Source organism: Bradyrhizobium ottawaense (assembly GCF_002278135.3).
Taxonomy (GTDB): domain Bacteria; phylum Pseudomonadota; class Alphaproteobacteria; order Rhizobiales; family Xanthobacteraceae; genus Bradyrhizobium; species Bradyrhizobium ottawaense.
Genome location: NZ_CP029425.2, coordinates 3,789,230 through 3,807,451, shown reverse-complemented (window position 1 = coordinate 3,807,451; position 18,222 = coordinate 3,789,230). Strand labels below are relative to the sequence as shown.

Below are 18,222 nucleotides of genomic sequence, written 5' to 3'. Positions count from 1 at the left end.
AAAATTACTCGACGACCTTGGGCACCAGGAAGAAGTGACCTTCGGTCGCGGGCGCGTTGGCAACGATATCGTCGGCGATCTCGCCGTCATCGACCACGTCCTGCCGCTTCTTCATCTGCATCGGGGTGACCGAGGTCATGGGCTCCACGCCCTCGACATTGACCTCCGAGAGCTGCTCGACGAAGGCGAGCATGGCGTTAAGCTCGCCCTGCAGATGCGGAACCTCGCCCTCGGAAACCGCGATGCGCGCCAGATGCGCGATGCGGCGGACGGTAGCGGCGTCGACGGACATTATATAAGGCCTCTCACGGCAAAACCTATGTGCCGTATAGCAGAGGCCGGTTTTGCGCCGCAACCGGGGCCGGAGCTACCCAGCCAGCGCTTTCATGCGGGCCAGCGCCGATTTGGCGAGATCCCGGGTCAATTCGGCGGCGGGGAGGTCCCGCCCCATGGCGATCGCCTGCCCCGCCCAAAGATTGGTGAAGTCCGCGCGGCCCTGCTTCTCCGCCGCCGCCTTCAACGGCACCAGCGCCGTTGCCGCATGGGGAAATGGCGGCGCATCCGGGCAGATTGGACCGGCTTCGCGCATCAGCCTGTTCTGGACGCCGCGGGCCGGCCGCCCGGTCATGACGTTGGTGATGACGGTGGAATCATCGCGTCCTTCCGCCAGTGCCGCGCGCCCCGCCGCGGTCACTTTGGATTCAGGACAGCGCAGGTAAGCGCTTCCGATCTGCACACCGGAGGCGCCCAGCGCGAAAGCTGCCGCGATGCCGCGCCCGTCCCCAATGCCGCCGGCCACGATCACCGGCACCTTCACGGCATCGACAATCTGCGGCACCAACGCAAGATTGCCGGGCTGCTCGCTTATCTTCTCGGTCAGGAACATGCCGCGATGGCCGCCGGCCTCCGCGCCTTGCGCGATCACCGCGTCGACACCGCGCTGGTCGAGCCAGACGGCTTCCTTCACGGTGGTCGCCGAGGCGATCACGAGACACCCGGCTGCCCTGATGCGGTCGAGGAAGGCCTGCTCCGGGAGGCCGAAATGGAAGCTCACGACCTCCGGCTTCAGCTCCTCCACGAGCGCGCAGGTCGCCGCATCGAACGGGGCCCGGTTGGCGGCATTGACCGGCGCCGCCGGATCGAGGCCATGTTCCCTGTAATAGCCCGCGAGGCGCTGCTTCCAGCGCGCCTCGGCCTCCGCCGTGAGCTCGACCGGCGTGTGGCAGAAGAAGTTCAGATTGACCGGCGCTGTGACGCCGTTGCGGATGATCCTGACCTGCTCGCGTATCTTGTCCGGCGACAGCATCGCGCACGGCAGCGACCCCAGCGCTCCGCCTTGCGCCGCGGCGATCACCAGCTCCGCATCCATCACACCGGCCATCGGCGCCAGCACGATCGGAAATTCGGTCTTGAAGAGGTCGATCAGTCGACGGTCAGGCCACATGGTTGTTCTCTCTAGGTTCAGGCGACTGACGCAATGGAGTTGCGCCGTCCGGCAAGGAGCTGTTCGGCTTCAATCGCAATCCGCTCGACGAGTTCGGCTGCGGGCGGAATATCATGAATCAGGCCAACCGCCTCGCCGGCAAAGACCGCGGCGACCTCGAAATTGCCTGCGGCCTTCGCTGCAGCATACTCGACGGCGACCTCGCTCGCGCGCTGCATCAGCTCGATCTCGCGGCCGGTCCAGCGCCTGATGTGATCATTGACCAGGGTTCGCGCGGTGAACGGGGCCGGCCAGAACAGGCTGCGCGACCAGTCGGCAATGACGCCGCGCACGGTGTCATTGCCGTCAGCTCTGCGAATGCGCTCCTTGGCCTCCTGCGCCCCGTTGGCCTCCGCGCTCGCATAGAAGCGCGTGCCGATCAGCACACCGGCTGCGCCCAGCATCATCATTGCGGCAAGGCCCCGGCCGTCGGCGATCCCGCCGGCCGCGACGACCGGCACGCGTCCGGCCGCTAGATCGACGATCGCCGGCACGATATCGACGGTGGTGCGCGATGCGCCATGGCCGCCGGCTTCGGTGCCTTGCGCGATCAGGATATCGGCGCCGGCATCGAGCGCCTGCCTGGCGATGTCCTCGCTCTGCACCTGGCAGATCAGTCGCACGCCGCACGCCTTGATGCGCGGCGCGAATGGCGCGGGATCGCCGAACGACAGCATCACGGCCTGGGGGCGAGCGTCGAGCGCGATGTCGAGCAGTTCGGGCTGTTTCGCCAGGCTCCAGGTGATGAAGCCGATGCCGAACGGCGCAAAGCCCTTCAGCTCTGCGGCCTCCGTCTGAAGTCGGACACGGTCACCGTATCCACCACCCAGGATGCCGAATCCGCCGGCCTCGCTGACAGCGCGCGTCAGCCGGCTGCCCGCGATCGTGTCCATGGGAGCCGACAAGATCGGATGTCTGATCCCCAGCAACTCCGTCAGCGGCGTGGCAATCGGCATGAGTCCTCCTGCTCTGGACAGGAAGATTAGGCGCGAATATCATTCTTCAAAATTGAATTCTACAGAACGCTGCCATCTCAAAAGAGAAACGGGCCATGGAACTCAGCGATCTCAACACCTTTGCCGCAGTCGCCCGCACCGGCGGCATCACTCGCGCCGCGGAAGAGCTGAACACCGTGCAATCCAACGTCACCCAGCGCGTGAAGGCTCTGGAGGCGGAGATCGGCACGCCGCTGTTCGAACGCCACAGCCGGGGCATGACGCTGACCGGCGCCGGCAGGCGCCTCCTGCCCTACGCGCAACGGATGGCCGCACTCTCGCGTGAAGCCGTGCTGGCCGCGCGCGACGATGGCGCGCCAAAGGGACCGCTTGCGATCGGCTCGATGGAGACGACCGCAGCGGTGCGGCTGCCGCCGCTGCTCGCCGATTTCCACCGCCGCTTCCCGGCCGTGCGCCTTTCCTTGCGTACCTCGCCGACCGCCGACCTCGTCGCGAGCGTGCTCGAAGGCGCGCTCGATGGTGCCTTCGTCGCAGGTCCGATCGCGCATGATGACCTCACTGCGACGAGCGCCTTCCGCGAGGAGCTGGTGCTGGTCAGCGCGCGTCGCTGGGCCTCACTTGCCGAGCTGCGCGCCGGCACGCCGGAGTCCGGCCCGACCGCGCTGGTGTTCCGCACCGGCTGTACCTACCGCCAGCGGCTCGAGCAGATCTTCGTCGAGTTCGGCTGGCCTTCCGCCGCACGCTTCGAGCTCGGCACGCTCGACGGCATGATCGGCTGCGTCGCCGCCGACATGGGCGTGACGTTGCTGCCGCGCGCGGTCGTCGAACGTAGCGCAATGAATGGCACCGTCTCGATCCACACCCTGAGCCCGTCGCAAGCGCGGGTCGAGACACTGTTCATCCAGCGTCGCGCCGGCCATCAAACGAGCGCGCTCTGCAGTTTTGCCGCTTGCCTGAAGACTGACGAGGACGTCATCGCGGCCTGACGCGGTGACGCCGCGTCAGGCGGCGCTGTTCTAGAGTCGAATGTCCTCATAGGACTCGATCCGCCGCGGACCGACCGAGGTCGCCTCGTGCGAATCCGCGTCGGCGAGATTGCCGAAGTCGAGCTTGGTCAATTTCGCCAGGTCCGCGATCGAGACCTGGAAGACGCTGACATCCTCCTCCGACATCTTTTCGCGCAGGTCCACCTCCTGGATGCGATCGATTTCCATGACCAGCTTTCGCTGGCTCATCAGGAATGCCGCCGCCTTGAGAGCGTCGTCATCCTCGTTGCGTCGGATCAGGATCTTCCAGAAATATTTCGGGATTTGAACGCCGCCGAAGCTCGGATCCTTGTGCGGCCGGCCGGCCGGATTGGGCAGATCGGATCCGTCGGCGTCCGGCCCGTCGAACACCGGACCGTTCATGACGATGCCCTTCTCCTCCCCTTCGAGCAGGACATCGCGCGTGTAATCCTCGAGGCCCGCCCAGAGCTGCTTGCCCTGGTTGAACGAGAAGAACTGCGGCGAGCAATTGGTGAAGTGGAAGGAATCGTCGCCGTGCTGCTTGGCCGCGGCGACGGTGTCGCCCCAGGTCGCATCGAGGCGGCGCACGAGATGACCGCGATCGAACGGGTTCTTGCTGCGGTCCGCCTCGAAGGTGGCCTGCTTGCGGTAGAACTCGTCGCCGATCTGGGCATCGTCGTCGATGCGCGGATCGCGCAACCAGGAATCGCCTTCGCGCTTGCCGACATCCTGTTGCTGTCCGCCGTCGATATTGACACAGCTGAAGAAGGCGAGCCGGCGCTCCTTGTTCATGACGACGCTGTAGTTGAAGTATTTCAGCTCGGACTGCCTGGAGCTTCCCTTCAGCGTCGCGATCCGGGACTTGAGAGCGGCCGGAATCTTCGGCAGGGCCACCGAAAATTTACCGGTGCCGAGAAAATTCGCTTTGTATCCGGGACGCGATTTCAGCGTGCTCTGATCGATATGCACGGCCTCCATGGGCAGGCCGTTCGCACTGATGCGAGGCAGGAGGCCGGCCGGCGGAGCGATCAACGGCTTGCTACCGTTCGGCATACCGCCGTTCTGCGTCCCTCCGTTACCCCCAGCCGGACCCGGCACGGGTGCCAGCGGAGCGAACGGAATGTCCTTCCTGAACATCGGCAGCGGCACCCGGATCGGGACCACCAGCGCGGCGCCGTCGAGCGACTGCTCGACCCAGATGTTGGCGCCGTAAGCGGGCGCGGCGACCGGCGCGCGGACCTTCTCGATCTCCTGCCGGTTCGGCGGCTCCTCCTCGTCCAGCACCGGCTTGATCAGGGGATGGGAGCCGACGGCCACTTTGAGATCGGCGACGATCGCGCTGATCCGGATGCCTTCATTGGCGATCCAGTCGATCGAGGATTCGTCCATCGACGACTTCCACACCTTGCCGTCCTTGGTCAGGGTGCGGCCCTGCGCATCCTTCCGGGGAACGCCGCTGTGATGCAGCGCGACCACTTGCCAGAAGCGATTGAATGCCGGCGAGCCCGACGATCCCGCCGTCGTATCGGTGTTGTACCAGAGGAAGTCGCCGACATATTTGAGCAGCTTGTTCTCGCGGACACAGACCTGCTTCATCTGCCCGCTGGGATGCTGGACGATGGTGAGGTACTCGCCGGGGTCTGCCTTGCCGGGCGCGCCGCTGAGCGGCAGCCATCCCCAATCCTCGAGCTCCTCCCCGCCCGACAGCGAGGTCGGCGCCACCGCGACGATCGAAAAATCCAGCCTGTCATTGGTGTAGAAGAATTTGCCCGGCTCGAAGCCGAACCGCACCGGCACGCGCTCCTGTCCAGAGACGTCGAGCTCGTAGTTGAAATCGGCGATCGAATTGGCGGCCTCGGCCGGCTTGCCGAAGACATGATGGTTGGTCAGCAGCAGGCCCGGCCCGATCAGAAAGCCCGAGCCGTAGCCGAGCAGATTCGACTTGAGATCCCTGAGCTGAATGCGGCAGATCGAGCGCGAGGCCGCGGTCCCCTTGGCGAGATAATTGATGCTGTCGAGATCATTGCCCTGGATGATCCGCTCCAGGCCGATCTCGGCCTTCTCCACGTCCTGCGTCTCCGCCAGCAGCTGGCGCTGGCGCAGGCGCATCTTCTCGACGGTCATCTCGATCGGACCGTCGCCCAGTTTCCGGTTCAGGGCTTCGGGTGAAAACTCGGCTTGTTTGAATCGCCTTTCTGAGCCCGCGATCAGGCTTGGCTTGATGAGCATCGTGACCTCTCAAATGATTGGGCGAATATGGGACGTGGTCGGGGCGCATTAAAAATTTGCGCCAAGGTTGCAGCACGGGCGGGACTGCCGGTCGCTGCCGATCGTTCTGGAAATCGGGGCACGTGCCCCACACTACTTTAGATCTACATTTCTACCGCTTCACAACCATAGCGTCAATCGATGCGCGCTGCCGGAGACGCGACATCATGCCATGGCCCGCGACGTCACCCGTGTGAGATTTGCCACAAATGATCGACGCACTTTGTGCATTACGATTACGCGCGCATGTCGCGGCCGCCGGATAATCTACGGCTTCAGCTGCCACCGCCGCAGCGCCACGACGGCCCAGACCGCTTCGACCAGACCGAACGGCCAGGCGCCCTGGAGAAAGCCGTAGGCCGAGCCGAGCGCGCAGGATGCGGCGAACAACAGCACGAACCAATGGCTGCGATCTTCCAGGGCGTAACTGACCAGCATCGCCGTGACGGCGAACAGACCGAATAATGTCAGCGCATCCATTGTTCCGGGTTCACTCCGCGGCGTAACGCGTGATATGCGCTACGCCATGCCGGCTCTTATCCTGCCTCTCGTCGATGCTGCAACCCACTGGCCCGCCCGCGGCGCGCTGGTCGGGCTCGACCTCGGCACCAAGACCATCGGCGTTGCCGTATCCGACCCGGACCGGCGGCTTGCGACCGGCGTCGAGACGATCCAGCGCAAGCAGTTCAAGCAGGACGCCGCCCGGCTGCTCGCGATTGCGGCCGAGCGCAGGGTGGTCGGCTTCGTGCTCGGCCTGCCCATCAACATGGACGGCAGCGAGGGTCCGCGCGCGCAATCCACCCGCGCCTTCGCCCGCAATCTCGCCGGCCTGACCGCCCTCCCCATCGGCCTGTGGGACGAGCGCCTCTCGACCGCGGCCGTCGAGCGCGAGCTGATCGGCATGGATGTCAGCCGCGCCAAGCGCGCCGAGGTCATCGACGAGCACGCCGCGATCTTCATCCTGCAAGGCGCGCTCGACCGCCTCGCCAATCTCCGTTCAGGGACCACCTGACCGATGGCCGTCGTGATTGCGGCGCTGCTGCCGGTCTTCATCCTCATCGTGCTCGGCATCGTGCTGAAGCGCAGCCTGATGCGGCTGGACACGCAGTGGCACGGGCTGGAGCGGCTGACCTATTTCGTGCTGTTTCCGATGCTGCTGATCCAGACGCTGGTGAAGGCCGACCTTTCCAAGGTGCCGGTCGCCGGCGTCGGCGGCGCGCTGCTGCTGTCAGCGCTGGCGATGTCGCTGCTCTGCCTCGCGCTCCGCCCCGCCCTGGCCCGGCTCGATATCGACGGGCCCGCCTTCACCTCGATCTTCCAGGGCGCGACGCGCTGGCAGACCTTCGTGGGGCTATCGGTCGCCGCCAACATGTTCGGCGATGTCGGGCTGGCGCTCGCCTCCGTGGCGATGGTCGCGATCATTCCCCTCGTCAACGTGTTGAGCGTCGTGGTGCTCGCCCATTACGCCGCGCCGGAGAAGCAGTCAGCGCGGACCATCGTCATGACGGTGATCCGCAATCCCCTGATCTGGGCCTGCGCGATCGGGCTCTTCGTCAACGTCACCCACCTGCCGTTGCCAAAACTCTGGCACGAGGTGGCGGACGCGCTTAGCCGCTCCTCGCTCGCGATCGGCTTGCTCGTCACCGGCGCCGGTCTGCATCTCGAAGGCCTCTTGCGTCCAAGCGTGGCCGCGGCCATCGGCGTCGTCTTCAAGCTCGCGCTGATGCCTGCGCTGGCACTGGCGCTGGCCGTCTGGTTCGGACTGTCGGGCGACAGCCGCGCGATCGTGGCGATCTGCGCGGCGGTGCCGACCTCGTCCAGCGCCTATGTGATGGCGCGCCAGATGGGCGGCGATGCCCCGCTGCTGGCGCAGATCATCACGCTGCAGACGATTTTGGCGGCGATCACGATGCCGATCGCGATCGCGCTGGCGGCCTAGCTTCCTAGCCACATCGTCAGCACCACCGCGGTGAGATTGTTCAGCGCGTGCAGCACGATGGTGAGCCAGAGCGAATTCGCGCGATAGCGCATGTAGCCGAACCACAGGCCGATGGTGAAGACCTCGGCGAGGAAGTACATGTCGTATTGCAGGTGCACGACCGTCCAGACCAGCGACGACAGCAGGATCGCGCCCGGCACGCGCAAGAAACTCGCCGACCAGCCGCGATAGAGGAAGCCGCGCGCCAGGATCTCCTCCGACATCGGCGCAGCCACGCTGAAGGCGAACAGCAGCAACAGCGCCGCGCCCTTGTCGCGGCCCGATTTCAACAGATCGGTCATGAAGCCCGGCGTCGCCTCGCGGCCGAGCGCGCGCGACATCGTCTCCCAGACCAGCACCAGCAGGATGAGGCCGACCGCACCGAACAGCAGTTGCTTCCAGGACGGCCAGTGCAGCGCGAGATAGTCGACGAAGGAGGCTTTCTTGATGGCAATGGCGAGCCACACCGCCAGGAGCGTCGCCGGCAGGCCCATGATGACCGACAGCGCGAGCGCCTGCGGATCCTGGCCGACCGCCTGGAGCGAGGCGAAGTCCATGGGAAGACCACGCTGCACCACCAGCAGGACAACGGCGCCGATCTGCCCGACGAACATCGCCACGAAGACGAAGAGGCCCCACAGCGCGGTGCCCCAGAACATCCAGAAGCGCGGCGTCGCTGGCGTCACGGTCAACGGCGGATGGTCGGGATTGAGGGAATCCATCAGGAGGCTTTCGTTGGGAAGACTCACGGCAGCGCCCGCTCCAGCAGCGCGCGCATCTCGCCGCTCTCCAGCTCGACCGCGCCATACATGCTGGCGTGGGTCGCTGCGAGGCGCGTGGCGGCAAACAGTTCGGCGTGGCGCGGCGACACGCCGTTGAGCGCCGCAGCGGCGGCAAGCAGTGCCAGCTTCTCGACCGCAAGCCGCGCGACGCGCTCGCCATCGGCGCGGCGGAAGGTCTGACCGATGAACGCAATCGCTTCGCCTGCTCCGGGCAAGCCCTTCGTCTCGGCCGCAAGCGATTGCAGCACAGCCGTCGCCGCCTCCGGCTCGCGCGAGAGCGCCCGGAGCACGTCGAGGCACATCACGTTGCCGGAGCCCTCCCAGATCGCGTTGACCGGCGATTCCCGGTAGTGCCGCGCCAGAATGCCGTCCTCGACATAGCCGTTGCCGCCGAGGCATTCCATGGCCTCATAGAGGAACGGCGGCGCACTCTTGCAGGTCCAGTATTTGATTGCGGGGGTCAGCAGCCGCATATAGGCGGCCTCCGCCGCATCGTGCGGCGTGCGGTCGAAGGCGCGGCAGAGCCGCATGACCAGGGCTGTGCTCGCCTCGACATGCAGCGCCATGTCCGACAGCACCGCCTGCATCAGCGGCTGATCGGCCAGATGTTTCTGGAACACGCTGCGGTGACGGGCGTGATGCAGCGCATGCGCAAGTCCCGAGCGCATCAGGCCGACGGAGGCGATCGCGCAATCCTGCCGCGTCAGCTGCACCATCTGGATGATGGTGCGGATGCCCTTGCCCTCCTCGCCGACCCGTTCGGCGTAGGCACCGACGAACTCGACTTCGGACGAGGCATTGGAGCGATTGCCGAGCTTGTCCTTCAGCCGCTGGAACTGGATCGCATTCACCGAACCATCCGGCGCAAAGCGCGGCATGAAGAAACAGGTCAGACCCTGCTCGGCCTGCGCCAGCACCAGGAACGCATCGCACATCGGCGCCGACATGAACCATTTGTGGCCGGTGATGCGATAGGCCTCGCCGTCGCGCACCGCACGCGTCATGTTGGCGCGCACGTCGGTGCCGCCCTGCTTCTCGGTCATGCCCATGCCGAGCGTCATGCCGCGCTTCTGCCACCACGGCGCAAAGCTCGGGTCGTAGCTCCGGGTCGACAGCACCGGCATCACCCTGCCGAGCAGGTCCGGCTGCATCGCCAGCGCACCGACCGAGGCGCGCGTCATCGTAACAGGACAGAGGTGGCCGGTCTCGACTTGCGCGGCCATGTAGAATTTTGCGGCACGAATGACTTCGGCGGCATCGCCCGCAGGCTTGCCGTTCGCGGTCCAGGTCGAATTGTGGACGCCGGCATGAGCGCTGTGTGCCATCAGCTCATGATAGGCCGGGTGAAACTCGACCTGGTCGCGGCGATTGCCTTTTGCGTCGAAGGTGCGCAGCTTCGGCGTGCTCTCGTTCGCGACGCGCCCGCGATCGGCCATCGCGGCCGAGCCCCACTGCCTGCCGAACTCCGACAGCTCGCGTTCCGCCGCCGCGCCGCCATTGGCCTTCACCGCATCGACCAGCGGCCGATCCACGGCGAACAGGTCGATATCCTCGAACGGCGGCGACTGGTTGAAGACCTCGTGGGTCGCGAAGCTCGGCTGGGTCATCAGGTTTCCTCGGCGCGGACTTTAGTTCCGGCGCGGCTGAATCGGGAAATCATAGGCTGCCCCGCCTGCCCCCGGCAGGGAAAAATGCCACCACTCCTTCGAATAGTTCACAAAGCCTTGCCTGGCCATCGCAGCCACCAGCCGCTTGCGCCAGCCGCGCTGCTCCGGTGTGATCGACGGTGCCGCAGTATGGCCCCTCGTGTCGGTGCAGTCGTAGCCGGTGCCCATGTCGACGCTGCCTTCGGGTGCACGCACTTCGACCGGCCCGGTGCAGTCGGCATAGGTCTTTGCCGGATCGTATTTGGCGGCGTTGTCGGCCTGGAGATCGACCAAGGTGAGATCGAGCGCGGCGCCCGTCGAATGCTGCGACCGGCTCGCGATGTAGCCGAGGCGGAACAGCTCGGTCTTTGGGATCTTGGGATTGTAGCGCCGCTCGGCGGCCGTCTCATGGCCGTTCTGCGACCACTTGACCATGTCGAGCGAGGCCCGCGCCGGCCGGTAGCAGTCGAACATCTTCAGCGAGAGGTTTTGCGCCGCGAACTCCTGCTGCACCGCCTTCAGCCGCAGCCCGACCTCGCGCTTCACCACGCATTCACCGGCATTGTAGCCGGCAAGCGGGCGGCCGACGAAATTGTTCGAGGTGGCGTAGCGGATGTCCTGGATGATGCCGGGATCGATCTCGCGCAGATAGACGAAGCCGCCGGGGAGCGATTGGGCCAACGCGGATGAGATGGAGGCGATTGTTAAAAGTACGATCAAAATCGATTTGATGGAGCGCATCTAAACTTCCCTGTCATTCCGGGGCGATGCGAAGCATCGAACCCGGAATCTCGAGATTCCGGGTCTGGCGCTTGCGCGCCATCCCGGAATGACCGTGTACCAGACTCCTCAGGGGATAACTCCCCGCCCCGGCATTGGCCCTTGCCCCCTCATGCATCCGCGCCTATAGCTCTCGTTTTAATGACATCGAAATCGACCTTCGTCCTCGGCCACCGGCATTTGCTGGGCATCGAGGGCCTTTCCGCGGCCGACATCACCGGCCTCCTCGACCTGTCCGAAGAATATGTCGAGCTCAACCGCCAGGTTGACAAGAAGCGCACCGTCCTGCGGGGACGGACGCAGGTGAACCTCTTCTTCGAGGCTTCCACCCGGACCCAATCCTCGTTCGAGCTCGCCGGCAAGCGCCTGGGCGCCGACGTCATGAACATGTCGGTGTCCTCCTCGTCCATGAAGAAGGGCGAGACGCTGATCGACACCGCGATGACGCTGAACGCGATGCACCCGGACATCCTGGTGATGCGCCATCACGCCTCCGGCGCGGTGGAACTGCTGGCGCGCAAGGTTGACGGTTCCGTGATCAATGCCGGCGACGGCGCCCATGAGCATCCGACCCAGGCCCTGCTCGACGCGCTCACCATCCGCCGCAACAAGGGCCGGATCGAAGGGCTCGTGGTCGCGATCTGCGGCGACGTGCTGCATTCGCGCGTCGCCCGCTCGAACATCATCCTGCTCAACACGATGGGCGCCCGCGTCCGCGTGGTCGGTCCCACCACGCTGCTGCCGCCGGGTATCGAGCGGATGGGCGTCGAAGTCGCGCGCGACATGCGCGAGGGGCTCAACGGCGCCGACATCGTCATGATGCTCCGGCTCCAGCGCGAGCGTATGAACGGCTCCTTCGTGCCGTCATCCAGCGAGTACTTCAACTATTTCGGGCTCGACCAGAAGAAGCTCGCCTACGCCAAGCCCGACGCTCTGGTGATGCATCCGGGCCCCATGAACCGCGGCGTCGAGATCGACTCGATCGTGGCCGACGGCGCGCAATCCCTGATCCGCGAACAGGTGGAGATGGGTGTCGCCGTGCGCATGGCGGTGCTGGAAGCGCTCGCCCGCAACCTGCCGAACGCGTGATGCCGATGCTGACCGATCGCCGCCCCATCCTGCTCGCCAACGCCCGCGTCGTCGACCCCGCCCGGGATTTCGACGGTGTCGGCGACGTTCTCATCGCCGACGGCGCCATCCGCGAGACCCGCCGCGGCATCGGCGCGGCCGGCGTCCCCGAAGGCACCGACATCGTCAACTGCTCCGGCAAGATCGTCGCGCCCGGCCTGATCGACATGCGCGCCTTCGTCGGCGAGCCCGGCTTCAGCCATCGCGAGACCTTTGCCACAGCGAGCCAGGCGGCCGCGACCGGCGGCATCACCACCATCATCTGCCAGCCCGACACCTCTCCGGTGATCGATAATTCGGCGACCGTCGACTTCGTGATGCGCCGCGCCCGCGACACCGCGATCGTCAACATCCAGCCGATGGCAGCGCTCACCAAAGGCATGCACGGCGATGAGATGACCGAGTTCGGTCTGCTCAAGGCCGCGGGCGCGATCGCCTTCAGCGACGGCGTCAGAAGCGTGACCAATGCGCAGGTGATGCGGCGCGCGCTGACCTACGCGCGGGATTTCGACGCGCTGATCGTCCACTACACCGAGGACCCCGATCTCGTCGGCGAAGGCGTGATGAACGAGGGCGAGTTCGCCTCGCGGCTCGGCCTGATGGGCATCCCGAATGCCGCCGAGGCCGTGATCCTGGAACGCGACATGCGCCTCGTGGCGTTGACCGGCGGCCGCTATCACGCGGCCTCGCTGACCTGCATCGACTCGCTCGAGATCCTCCAGCGCGCCCGCGACGCCGGGCTCGCCGTCAGCGCCTCGGTCTCGATCAACCATCTTGCGCTGAACGAGAACGACATCGGCCCCTACCGTTCGTTCCTGAAACTGTCGCCGCCTTTGCGGACCGAGGACGACCGCCGCGCGCTGGTGGCCGCAATCGCCTCCGGCCTGCTCGACGTCATCATGTCCGACCACAATCCGCAGGACGTCGAGGTCAAGCGCCTGCCGTTCGCCGAAGCCGCTCCCGGCGCCGTTGGTCTCGAAACCATGCTGCCCGCGGGCCTGCGCCTCGTCCACAATGGCGAGCTGGACCTGAAGACGCTGATCCGGGCGATGTCGACCCGCCCGGCCGAGTTGCTCGGCCTGCCCGGCGGAACCCTGCGCGCAGGCAGCCCCGCCGACGTCATCGTGATCGACCCCGATGTGCCCTGGGTGGTCGATCCCGCCGACCTCAAATCGCCCTGCAAGAACACCCCGTTCGACGAGGCCCGCTTTACAGGCCGCGTGGTGCGCACCATTGTCGGCGGACGCACGGTCTACGAGCATGTCTGACGTGAAATCCAGCCTTTGGAGCTGCCGCCATGGGGCTTGAAGCATTTCTGCCGGTGGCCTTCGTCATCGGCTACCTCCTCGGCTCGATCCCGTTCGGGCTGGTCCTGACCAGGCTCGCCGGCACCCAGGATATCCGCTCGATCGGCTCCGGCAGCATCGGCGCCACCAATGTGCTGCGCACGGGACGCAAGAGCCTCGCCGCGGGCACCCTCCTGTTCGACGCGCTCAAGGGCACCGTGGCGGTGGTGATCGCCGGCTACATCGCAGGACCCAATGCCGCCATGGTGGCCGGGCTCGGTGCCTTCCTCGGCCACCTCTTCCCGGTCTGGCTCAAGTTCAAGGGCGGCAAGGGCGTGGCCGTCTATATCGGCATCCTGCTCGGACTGTTCTGGCCCGGCGCCGTCGTGTTCTGCCTGATCTGGCTGGCGACCGCCTTCACCACCCGCTACTCCTCGCTCTCCGCGCTGGTGGCGGCGTTCGTCACGCCGATGTTCCTGTGGTGGTTCGGGCACCTTGCGCTCGCAGCCTTGTTCGCGGTGCTGACGCTGCTCTTGTTCTACGCGCATCGCGAGAACATCAAGCGATTGCAAGCTGGCAAAGAAAGCCGGATCGGCGAGAAGGCGTAGTCGCTTCGAGGTCCGCGTCTAAAGCCGGGGCATCTACGGATACCGAAGCCCCCTCTCTGCGTTATATGTCAAATCCTGTTCGCAACTGCCGGCGCTTTCGCGGCAGGCAGTAGCGAATGTGTTCCATGCCTGTCATCCTGACAGTCGAGATGGCGTTACGCGGTTGCTCAGAATGAGCGAGAAGATGGTCGGCGCGCATGACGGGGTTGGTTCGCGAGGTGCGTTGCGCACCGCGGCAAGCCGGCTGCTCTCGACCACCGACATTTGGTCCGATGCGCCCTCGCCGCCTCCCGCGCCTCCTCCCGTCTTGCCGCCAGCGCCGCAGCCTGATCCGATCGCGCAAGCGCCAGTGACGGCCGAGGTAGTGACCGCGACCGCGCCCGTTGCGCCCGCGCAGCTACCCGCCGGCCAATGGCCGCCGAGAAAGCTCTCGCTGGCGCTGCAGGGCGGTGGCACCTTTGCCGCCTTCACCTGGGGCGTGCTGGAGCGGCTGCTGGAAGAGCCGATCGAGATCGACACCATCAGCGGCGCCAGTGCCGGCGCTATCAATGCGCTCCTGCTCGCCTCCGGCCTTGCCGAGGGCGGCCGCGAAGCTGCACGTAGCCGGCTGAGCCGGTTCTGGATCCGCCTGATGCACGAGGCCTCGTTCCGCTCGCTGATGCTGGTCGGCGGCTTTTCGCCGGCGGGAAGCTCGGTCGCGTTCGGTCCGACGCTGCGCTCCGGCCAGTTTGATCCTTTCGATCTCGATCCGCTGCGGCAGGCGCTATCGCGCGACATCGATTTCGCCGCGCTACTCAATCCGGACTGCCCGAAGCTCCTGATCGCGGCGACACGGATCCGCGACGGGCAGCAGCAGATCTTCCGCAACGATGCCATCACCGCCGACGTCGCGCTGGCCTCGACTTGTCCGCCCTTGGTTCACTGCGCCGTCGAGATCGAGGGCGAAGCCTATTGGGACGGCGGCTTAGGCGGCAATCCACCCTTGCTGCGGCTGACGCAGGACACGACGACGTCCGACGTCCTGCTCGTCCAGGTCACGCCGGCGCGCGACAGCTACGTGCCGATCACGCTCGCCGCGATCGATCGCCGGCTGGACCAGATCGCGGCCAACGCCGCCCTCAATGCCGAGATCGCGGCGATCGAATGGGCGCAGGCTCATGCCGCGCCGTCGCTGCGCCTCACCAGGATCGCGGCGGAAGATTCCGTTGACGGTCTGGCCCAACGTTCGTCCACCGATCTCGGCCGCGGCTTCATTCGCCTGCTGCACCGGAACGGTCGCGCAGCCGCCGAGCGCTGGCTCGGGCAAGGCACCGCCGTCAGTGCAGCTTCACCTGCATCCGATCAGCACATCGCGAGCAACGAGCCCGCGCTAGCCTGATTTCGCCAGCGCATCCTCGAGGAACCACGCCGTTGCCAGCGCGCGCGCGTCGTTGCCAAAGCGTGCGATCACCTGCACGCCGATCGGCAGGCCATCCGCCTTCAGCACGGGCACGTTGACGCAAGGATTGCCCATCAGCGTCCAGAGCCGGTTGTAGCGGGGGTCGCCTGTCGTCGCGAGCGCCTTGGCCGGCGCCGTGCCGGGCGCCGAATAGGTCAGGAGCACGTCGACGCCCTCGAACAATTCGCCGAGCTCGCGGCGGCCGCGACGGCTGATCCGGCGCGCCTCGTCATAGTCCTTCGGCGTCAGATGGGCGGTGGCATCGAGGCTTGCCCGCAGCATCGGCGCGATCTCGTCGTGGCGCTCGGAAAACTCCCAGGCCAGCGCGCGATGCGCCTCGAAATCCTGGACGATGGGATGGATGCGCCAGGCCTCCTGCACCGCCTCGGGCAGATCGATCGTCTGCACGCTGGCACCGGCGCGCGCCGCCGCCTTCACCGCGGCCAACAGGCCCTCTTCGGCCGCCGGCTCCACGGCGCCGGCGAACTCCTGCCTGACCACGCCGATGCGCGGCGACTTCGCCGGGACGATGCCGGAAAATTCGCTGCGGCCGGTCATCGCGAGCAATCCGCACGCGAGATCCTCGGCGCGGGCGCCGAACAGGCCGACCGTGTCGAGCGCCCACGAATAGCATTTCACGCCGACCGTCGGCAGCATCCGGAACGAGGGCTTGATCGCAGCAGTCCCGCAATAGGCCGCGGGCCGGATCACCGAGCCGCCGGTCTGGGTGCCGAGCGCAAGCGGGATCATGCCGGCGCCGACGGCCGCCGCCGAACCCGCGGACGAGCCGCCCGGCGAGTGGCCGAAATTATGCGGATTGAGCGTCGGGGTCGGATCGCGCGAGGCGAACGCGGTCGTGGTGGTCTTGCCGATGATGGTGGCGCCTGCCCGCTTCAGCATCATGACAACAGGCGCATCGGCGCGCGGCTGCCAGCCGCGATAGATTTCCGAGCCCATCTCGGTCGGCATGTTGGCGGTGTCGATGATGTCCTTGATGCCGACCGCGATGCCGCGCAGCGGACCGGAGGCTTGCGCCTTCGCGGATTTGTCGTGGCGGACGAAGGCGCGAACGTCCTTCTCCCTGGCCTCTATCGCCGCATGCGACTGGGCGATGGCGGCCTCGGGCGAAAGCTCCCCCGCTTCGATGCGGCGCTGGAGGTCGGCGAGTGAAATCATGGCAAAACCCTTCTTATTGGCATCGCTTTTAGCATCGGGGCGGGACCAGGCAAGCGCAGGTCGCTGTTGCGCAACGCCCTCAGGTTGTTCCATGCTGTGACTACAAGGAGACGCCGTGGACGCCATCAATCCGAGCGTGGAGCTGACCGAGGCTGACAGGATCGACCGCCTGCGGCTGATCCGCTCCGACAATGTCGGGCCGCGCACTTTTCGTTCGCTGGTGGATCATTTCGGCAGCCCGCGTGCTGCGCTGGAGCGGCTGCCTGATCTGGCGCGCCGCGGCGGCGCCCAGCGATCGGGGCGCATCTGCAGCGCCGACGAGGCCAAGGCCGAGCTCGCCGCGAGCCGCAAATTCGGCATCGCCTGGCGCGCACCCGGCGAGGACGGCTATCCGGCCCGGCTGGCGATGATCGACGATGCGCCGCCGCTGCTCGCGGTGCGCGGCGATACCCAAACCCTGATGCGGCCGATGATCGCCATCGTCGGCTCGCGCAACGCATCCGGCGCCGGGCTGAAATTCGCAGGCCTGCTGGCGCGCGAGCTTGGCGAAGCCGGTTTTATCGTCATCTCCGGGCTCGCCCGCGGCGTCGATCAGGCCGCGCATCGCGCCAGTGTCGCAAGCGGGACGATCGCGGTGCTCGCCGGCGGACATGATTGCATCTATCCGCCCGAGCATGGCGACCTGCTCGCAGGGATCCTCGACCACGCGGGGGCTGCGATCTCCGAGATGCCGCTCGGCCACGAGCCGCGCGCCCGCGACTTTCCTCGCCGCAACCGGCTGATCTCGGGCGCCTCGCTCGGCGTCGTCGTGGTGGAAGCGGCGCACCGCTCGGGCTCCCTGATCACCGCGCGGATGGCGGCCGAACAGGGCCGCGAGGTGTTCGCGGTCCCGGGCTCGCCGCTCGATCCGCGTGCCGCCGGCGCCAATGATCTGATCAAGCAGGGCGCGACCCTCGTCACCGAAGCTGCCGACATCATCAATGCTGTCGCACCAATCATGGAGCGGCCGCTGATGATTCCTGCGAGCGAGCCCGACAGCGAGCCGTTCGAGAGCGATCCGCAAGGGCACGACCGCGACCAGATCACCGGCCTGCTCGGCCCCACTCCCATCTCGATCGACGATCTCGTGCGGATGTCCGGCGCCTCGCCCGCGATCGTCCGCACCGTGCTGCTGGAGCTCGAGCTTGCCGGAAAGCTCGAACGTCACGGCGGCGGGTTGGTGTCGCTGCTTTAGCCGTCGTTGCGCTGGTCGAACTGCGTGCGCGCCGCCTCGATCTGCATCAGATGGTCGATCGCCCACTGCCCGAGCGCTTTCACCGGCTGTTGCAGCCCGCGGCCGAGATCGGTCAGCTCGTAATCGACGCGTGGCGGAATGGTCGGAAAGATCGTGCGCGTGACGAGGCCGTCGCGCTCCAGCCCGCGCAGCGTCAAGGTCAGCATGCGCTGCGAGATGCCGTTGATCATGCGCTTCAGCTCGTTGAAGCGCTTAGGCCCGTCGCTCAGCATCATGATGACGAACACGCTCCATTTGTCACCGACGCGAGACAGCACGGAGGCGACCCCACGGCAGTCCGCATGGTCGGGATGCGGCATTGGATCGGGCCTCGGCGTCGCAGGAAAACCAGTGTTCTCAAGTTTCAAAGATGTGCCCATGGCTCAAAAAAGTGCGTTCTTGCGGGGTTTTCG

General features: G+C 66.3%; 18 protein-coding genes. 8 read left to right on the top strand and 10 right to left on the bottom strand.

The window, feature by feature from the left end; translation table 11 throughout:
- Positions 1–4: 4 nt before the first annotated feature.
- From gatC to CIT37_RS18190, 3 genes are all read right to left on the bottom strand, one after another.
- Positions 5–292, bottom strand: coding sequence for an Asp-tRNA(Asn)/Glu-tRNA(Gln) amidotransferase subunit GatC (gene gatC, locus CIT37_RS18200; protein WP_028143922.1), 288 nt, complete (start codon positions 290–292; stop codon positions 5–7).
- Positions 293–367: 75 nt separating this feature from the next.
- Positions 368–1,444, bottom strand: a complete 1,077-nt coding sequence (locus tag CIT37_RS18195) for an NAD(P)H-dependent flavin oxidoreductase (protein WP_038972462.1) — start codon at positions 1,442–1,444, stop codon at positions 368–370.
- Between the two features lie 17 nt (positions 1,445–1,461).
- Complete coding sequence (locus CIT37_RS18190) at positions 1,462–2,439, bottom strand: NAD(P)H-dependent flavin oxidoreductase (RefSeq protein WP_095426315.1); 978 nt, start codon at positions 2,437–2,439, stop codon at positions 1,462–1,464.
- 95 nt (positions 2,440–2,534) lie between these two features.
- On the opposite strand from CIT37_RS18190, the gene CIT37_RS18185 reads away from it, so the two are divergent.
- Complete coding sequence (locus CIT37_RS18185; protein WP_095426314.1) at positions 2,535–3,425, top strand: LysR family transcriptional regulator; 891 nt, start codon at positions 2,535–2,537, stop codon at positions 3,423–3,425.
- 30 nt (positions 3,426–3,455) lie between these two features.
- Here CIT37_RS18185 and CIT37_RS18180 read toward each other — a convergent pair whose 3' ends face one another.
- Together CIT37_RS18180 and CIT37_RS18175 are read right to left on the bottom strand one after the other, a co-directional pair.
- Entirely contained in the window at positions 3,456–5,675 is a 2,220-nt protein-coding gene (locus CIT37_RS18180) for a DNA/RNA non-specific endonuclease (RefSeq protein WP_095426313.1), read from the bottom strand.
- Between the two features lie 306 nt (positions 5,676–5,981).
- Complete coding sequence (locus CIT37_RS18175) at positions 5,982–6,194, bottom strand: hypothetical protein (protein WP_095426312.1); 213 nt, start codon at positions 6,192–6,194, stop codon at positions 5,982–5,984.
- Between the two features lie 46 nt (positions 6,195–6,240).
- On the opposite strand from CIT37_RS18175, the gene ruvX reads away from it, so the two are divergent.
- Positions 6,241–6,726, top strand: coding sequence for a Holliday junction resolvase RuvX (gene ruvX / locus CIT37_RS18170; RefSeq protein WP_028143927.1), 486 nt, complete (start codon positions 6,241–6,243; stop codon positions 6,724–6,726).
- A gap of 3 nt (positions 6,727–6,729) precedes the next feature.
- Entirely contained in the window at positions 6,730–7,653 is a 924-nt protein-coding gene (locus tag CIT37_RS18165) for an AEC family transporter (protein WP_028143928.1), read from the top strand.
- Here the strand turns inward: CIT37_RS18165 and CIT37_RS18160 are convergent.
- From CIT37_RS18160 to CIT37_RS18150, 3 genes are read right to left on the bottom strand one after another with little or no spacing between them, the layout of a single operon-like run.
- The gene (locus CIT37_RS18160; RefSeq protein ID WP_038950296.1) at positions 7,650–8,414 is read right to left on the bottom strand and encodes a CPBP family intramembrane glutamic endopeptidase; all 765 of its coding nucleotides are present in this window, start codon (positions 8,412–8,414) and stop codon (positions 7,650–7,652) included. The two genes, CIT37_RS18165 and CIT37_RS18160, sit on opposite strands and share 4 nt — an antisense overlap.
- A 23-nt stretch (positions 8,415–8,437) precedes the next feature.
- Positions 8,438–10,081: an acyl-CoA dehydrogenase family protein gene (locus CIT37_RS18155; protein ID WP_095426311.1), complete on the bottom strand. Its 1,644-nt coding sequence runs from the start codon at positions 10,079–10,081 to the stop codon at positions 8,438–8,440.
- A gap of 21 nt (positions 10,082–10,102) precedes the next feature.
- Positions 10,103–10,861, bottom strand: a complete 759-nt coding sequence (locus CIT37_RS18150; protein WP_095426310.1) for a M15 family metallopeptidase — start codon at positions 10,859–10,861, stop codon at positions 10,103–10,105.
- Between the two features lie 180 nt (positions 10,862–11,041).
- Between CIT37_RS18150 and CIT37_RS18145 the strand changes: the two genes are divergently transcribed.
- The 4 genes from CIT37_RS18145 to CIT37_RS18130 all read left to right on the top strand — a co-directional run bounded on the left by CIT37_RS18145 (position 11,042) and on the right by CIT37_RS18130 (position 15,300).
- The gene (locus CIT37_RS18145) at positions 11,042–11,989 is read left to right on the top strand and encodes an aspartate carbamoyltransferase catalytic subunit (protein ID WP_018321103.1); all 948 of its coding nucleotides are present in this window, start codon (positions 11,042–11,044) and stop codon (positions 11,987–11,989) included.
- A gap of 5 nt (positions 11,990–11,994) precedes the next feature.
- A complete protein-coding gene (locus CIT37_RS18140; RefSeq protein WP_161966542.1) occupies positions 11,995–13,296 on the top strand; it encodes a dihydroorotase in 1,302 nt (433 codons plus the stop codon).
- Positions 13,297–13,325: 29 nt separating this feature from the next.
- Positions 13,326–13,922, top strand: coding sequence for a glycerol-3-phosphate 1-O-acyltransferase PlsY (gene plsY, locus CIT37_RS18135; protein WP_028143933.1), 597 nt, complete (start codon positions 13,326–13,328; stop codon positions 13,920–13,922).
- A gap of 172 nt (positions 13,923–14,094) precedes the next feature.
- The gene (locus tag CIT37_RS18130; RefSeq protein WP_038950302.1) at positions 14,095–15,300 is read left to right on the top strand and encodes a patatin-like phospholipase family protein; all 1,206 of its coding nucleotides are present in this window, start codon (positions 14,095–14,097) and stop codon (positions 15,298–15,300) included.
- Here CIT37_RS18130 and CIT37_RS18125 read toward each other — a convergent pair.
- Entirely contained in the window at positions 15,292–16,536 is a 1,245-nt protein-coding gene (locus CIT37_RS18125; RefSeq protein WP_095426308.1) for an amidase, read from the bottom strand. The genes CIT37_RS18130 and CIT37_RS18125 overlap by 9 nt on opposite strands.
- 115 nt (positions 16,537–16,651) lie before the next feature.
- Here CIT37_RS18125 and dprA point away from each other — a divergent pair, with 115 nt between their 5' ends.
- Complete coding sequence (gene dprA / locus CIT37_RS18120; protein WP_095426307.1) at positions 16,652–17,770, top strand: DNA-processing protein DprA; 1,119 nt, start codon at positions 16,652–16,654, stop codon at positions 17,768–17,770.
- Here the strand turns inward: dprA and CIT37_RS18115 are convergent.
- Entirely contained in the window at positions 17,767–18,189 is a 423-nt protein-coding gene (locus CIT37_RS18115) for a winged helix-turn-helix transcriptional regulator (RefSeq protein ID WP_028143937.1), read from the bottom strand. The genes dprA and CIT37_RS18115 overlap by 4 nt on opposite strands.
- Positions 18,190–18,222: the final 33 nt, after the last annotated feature.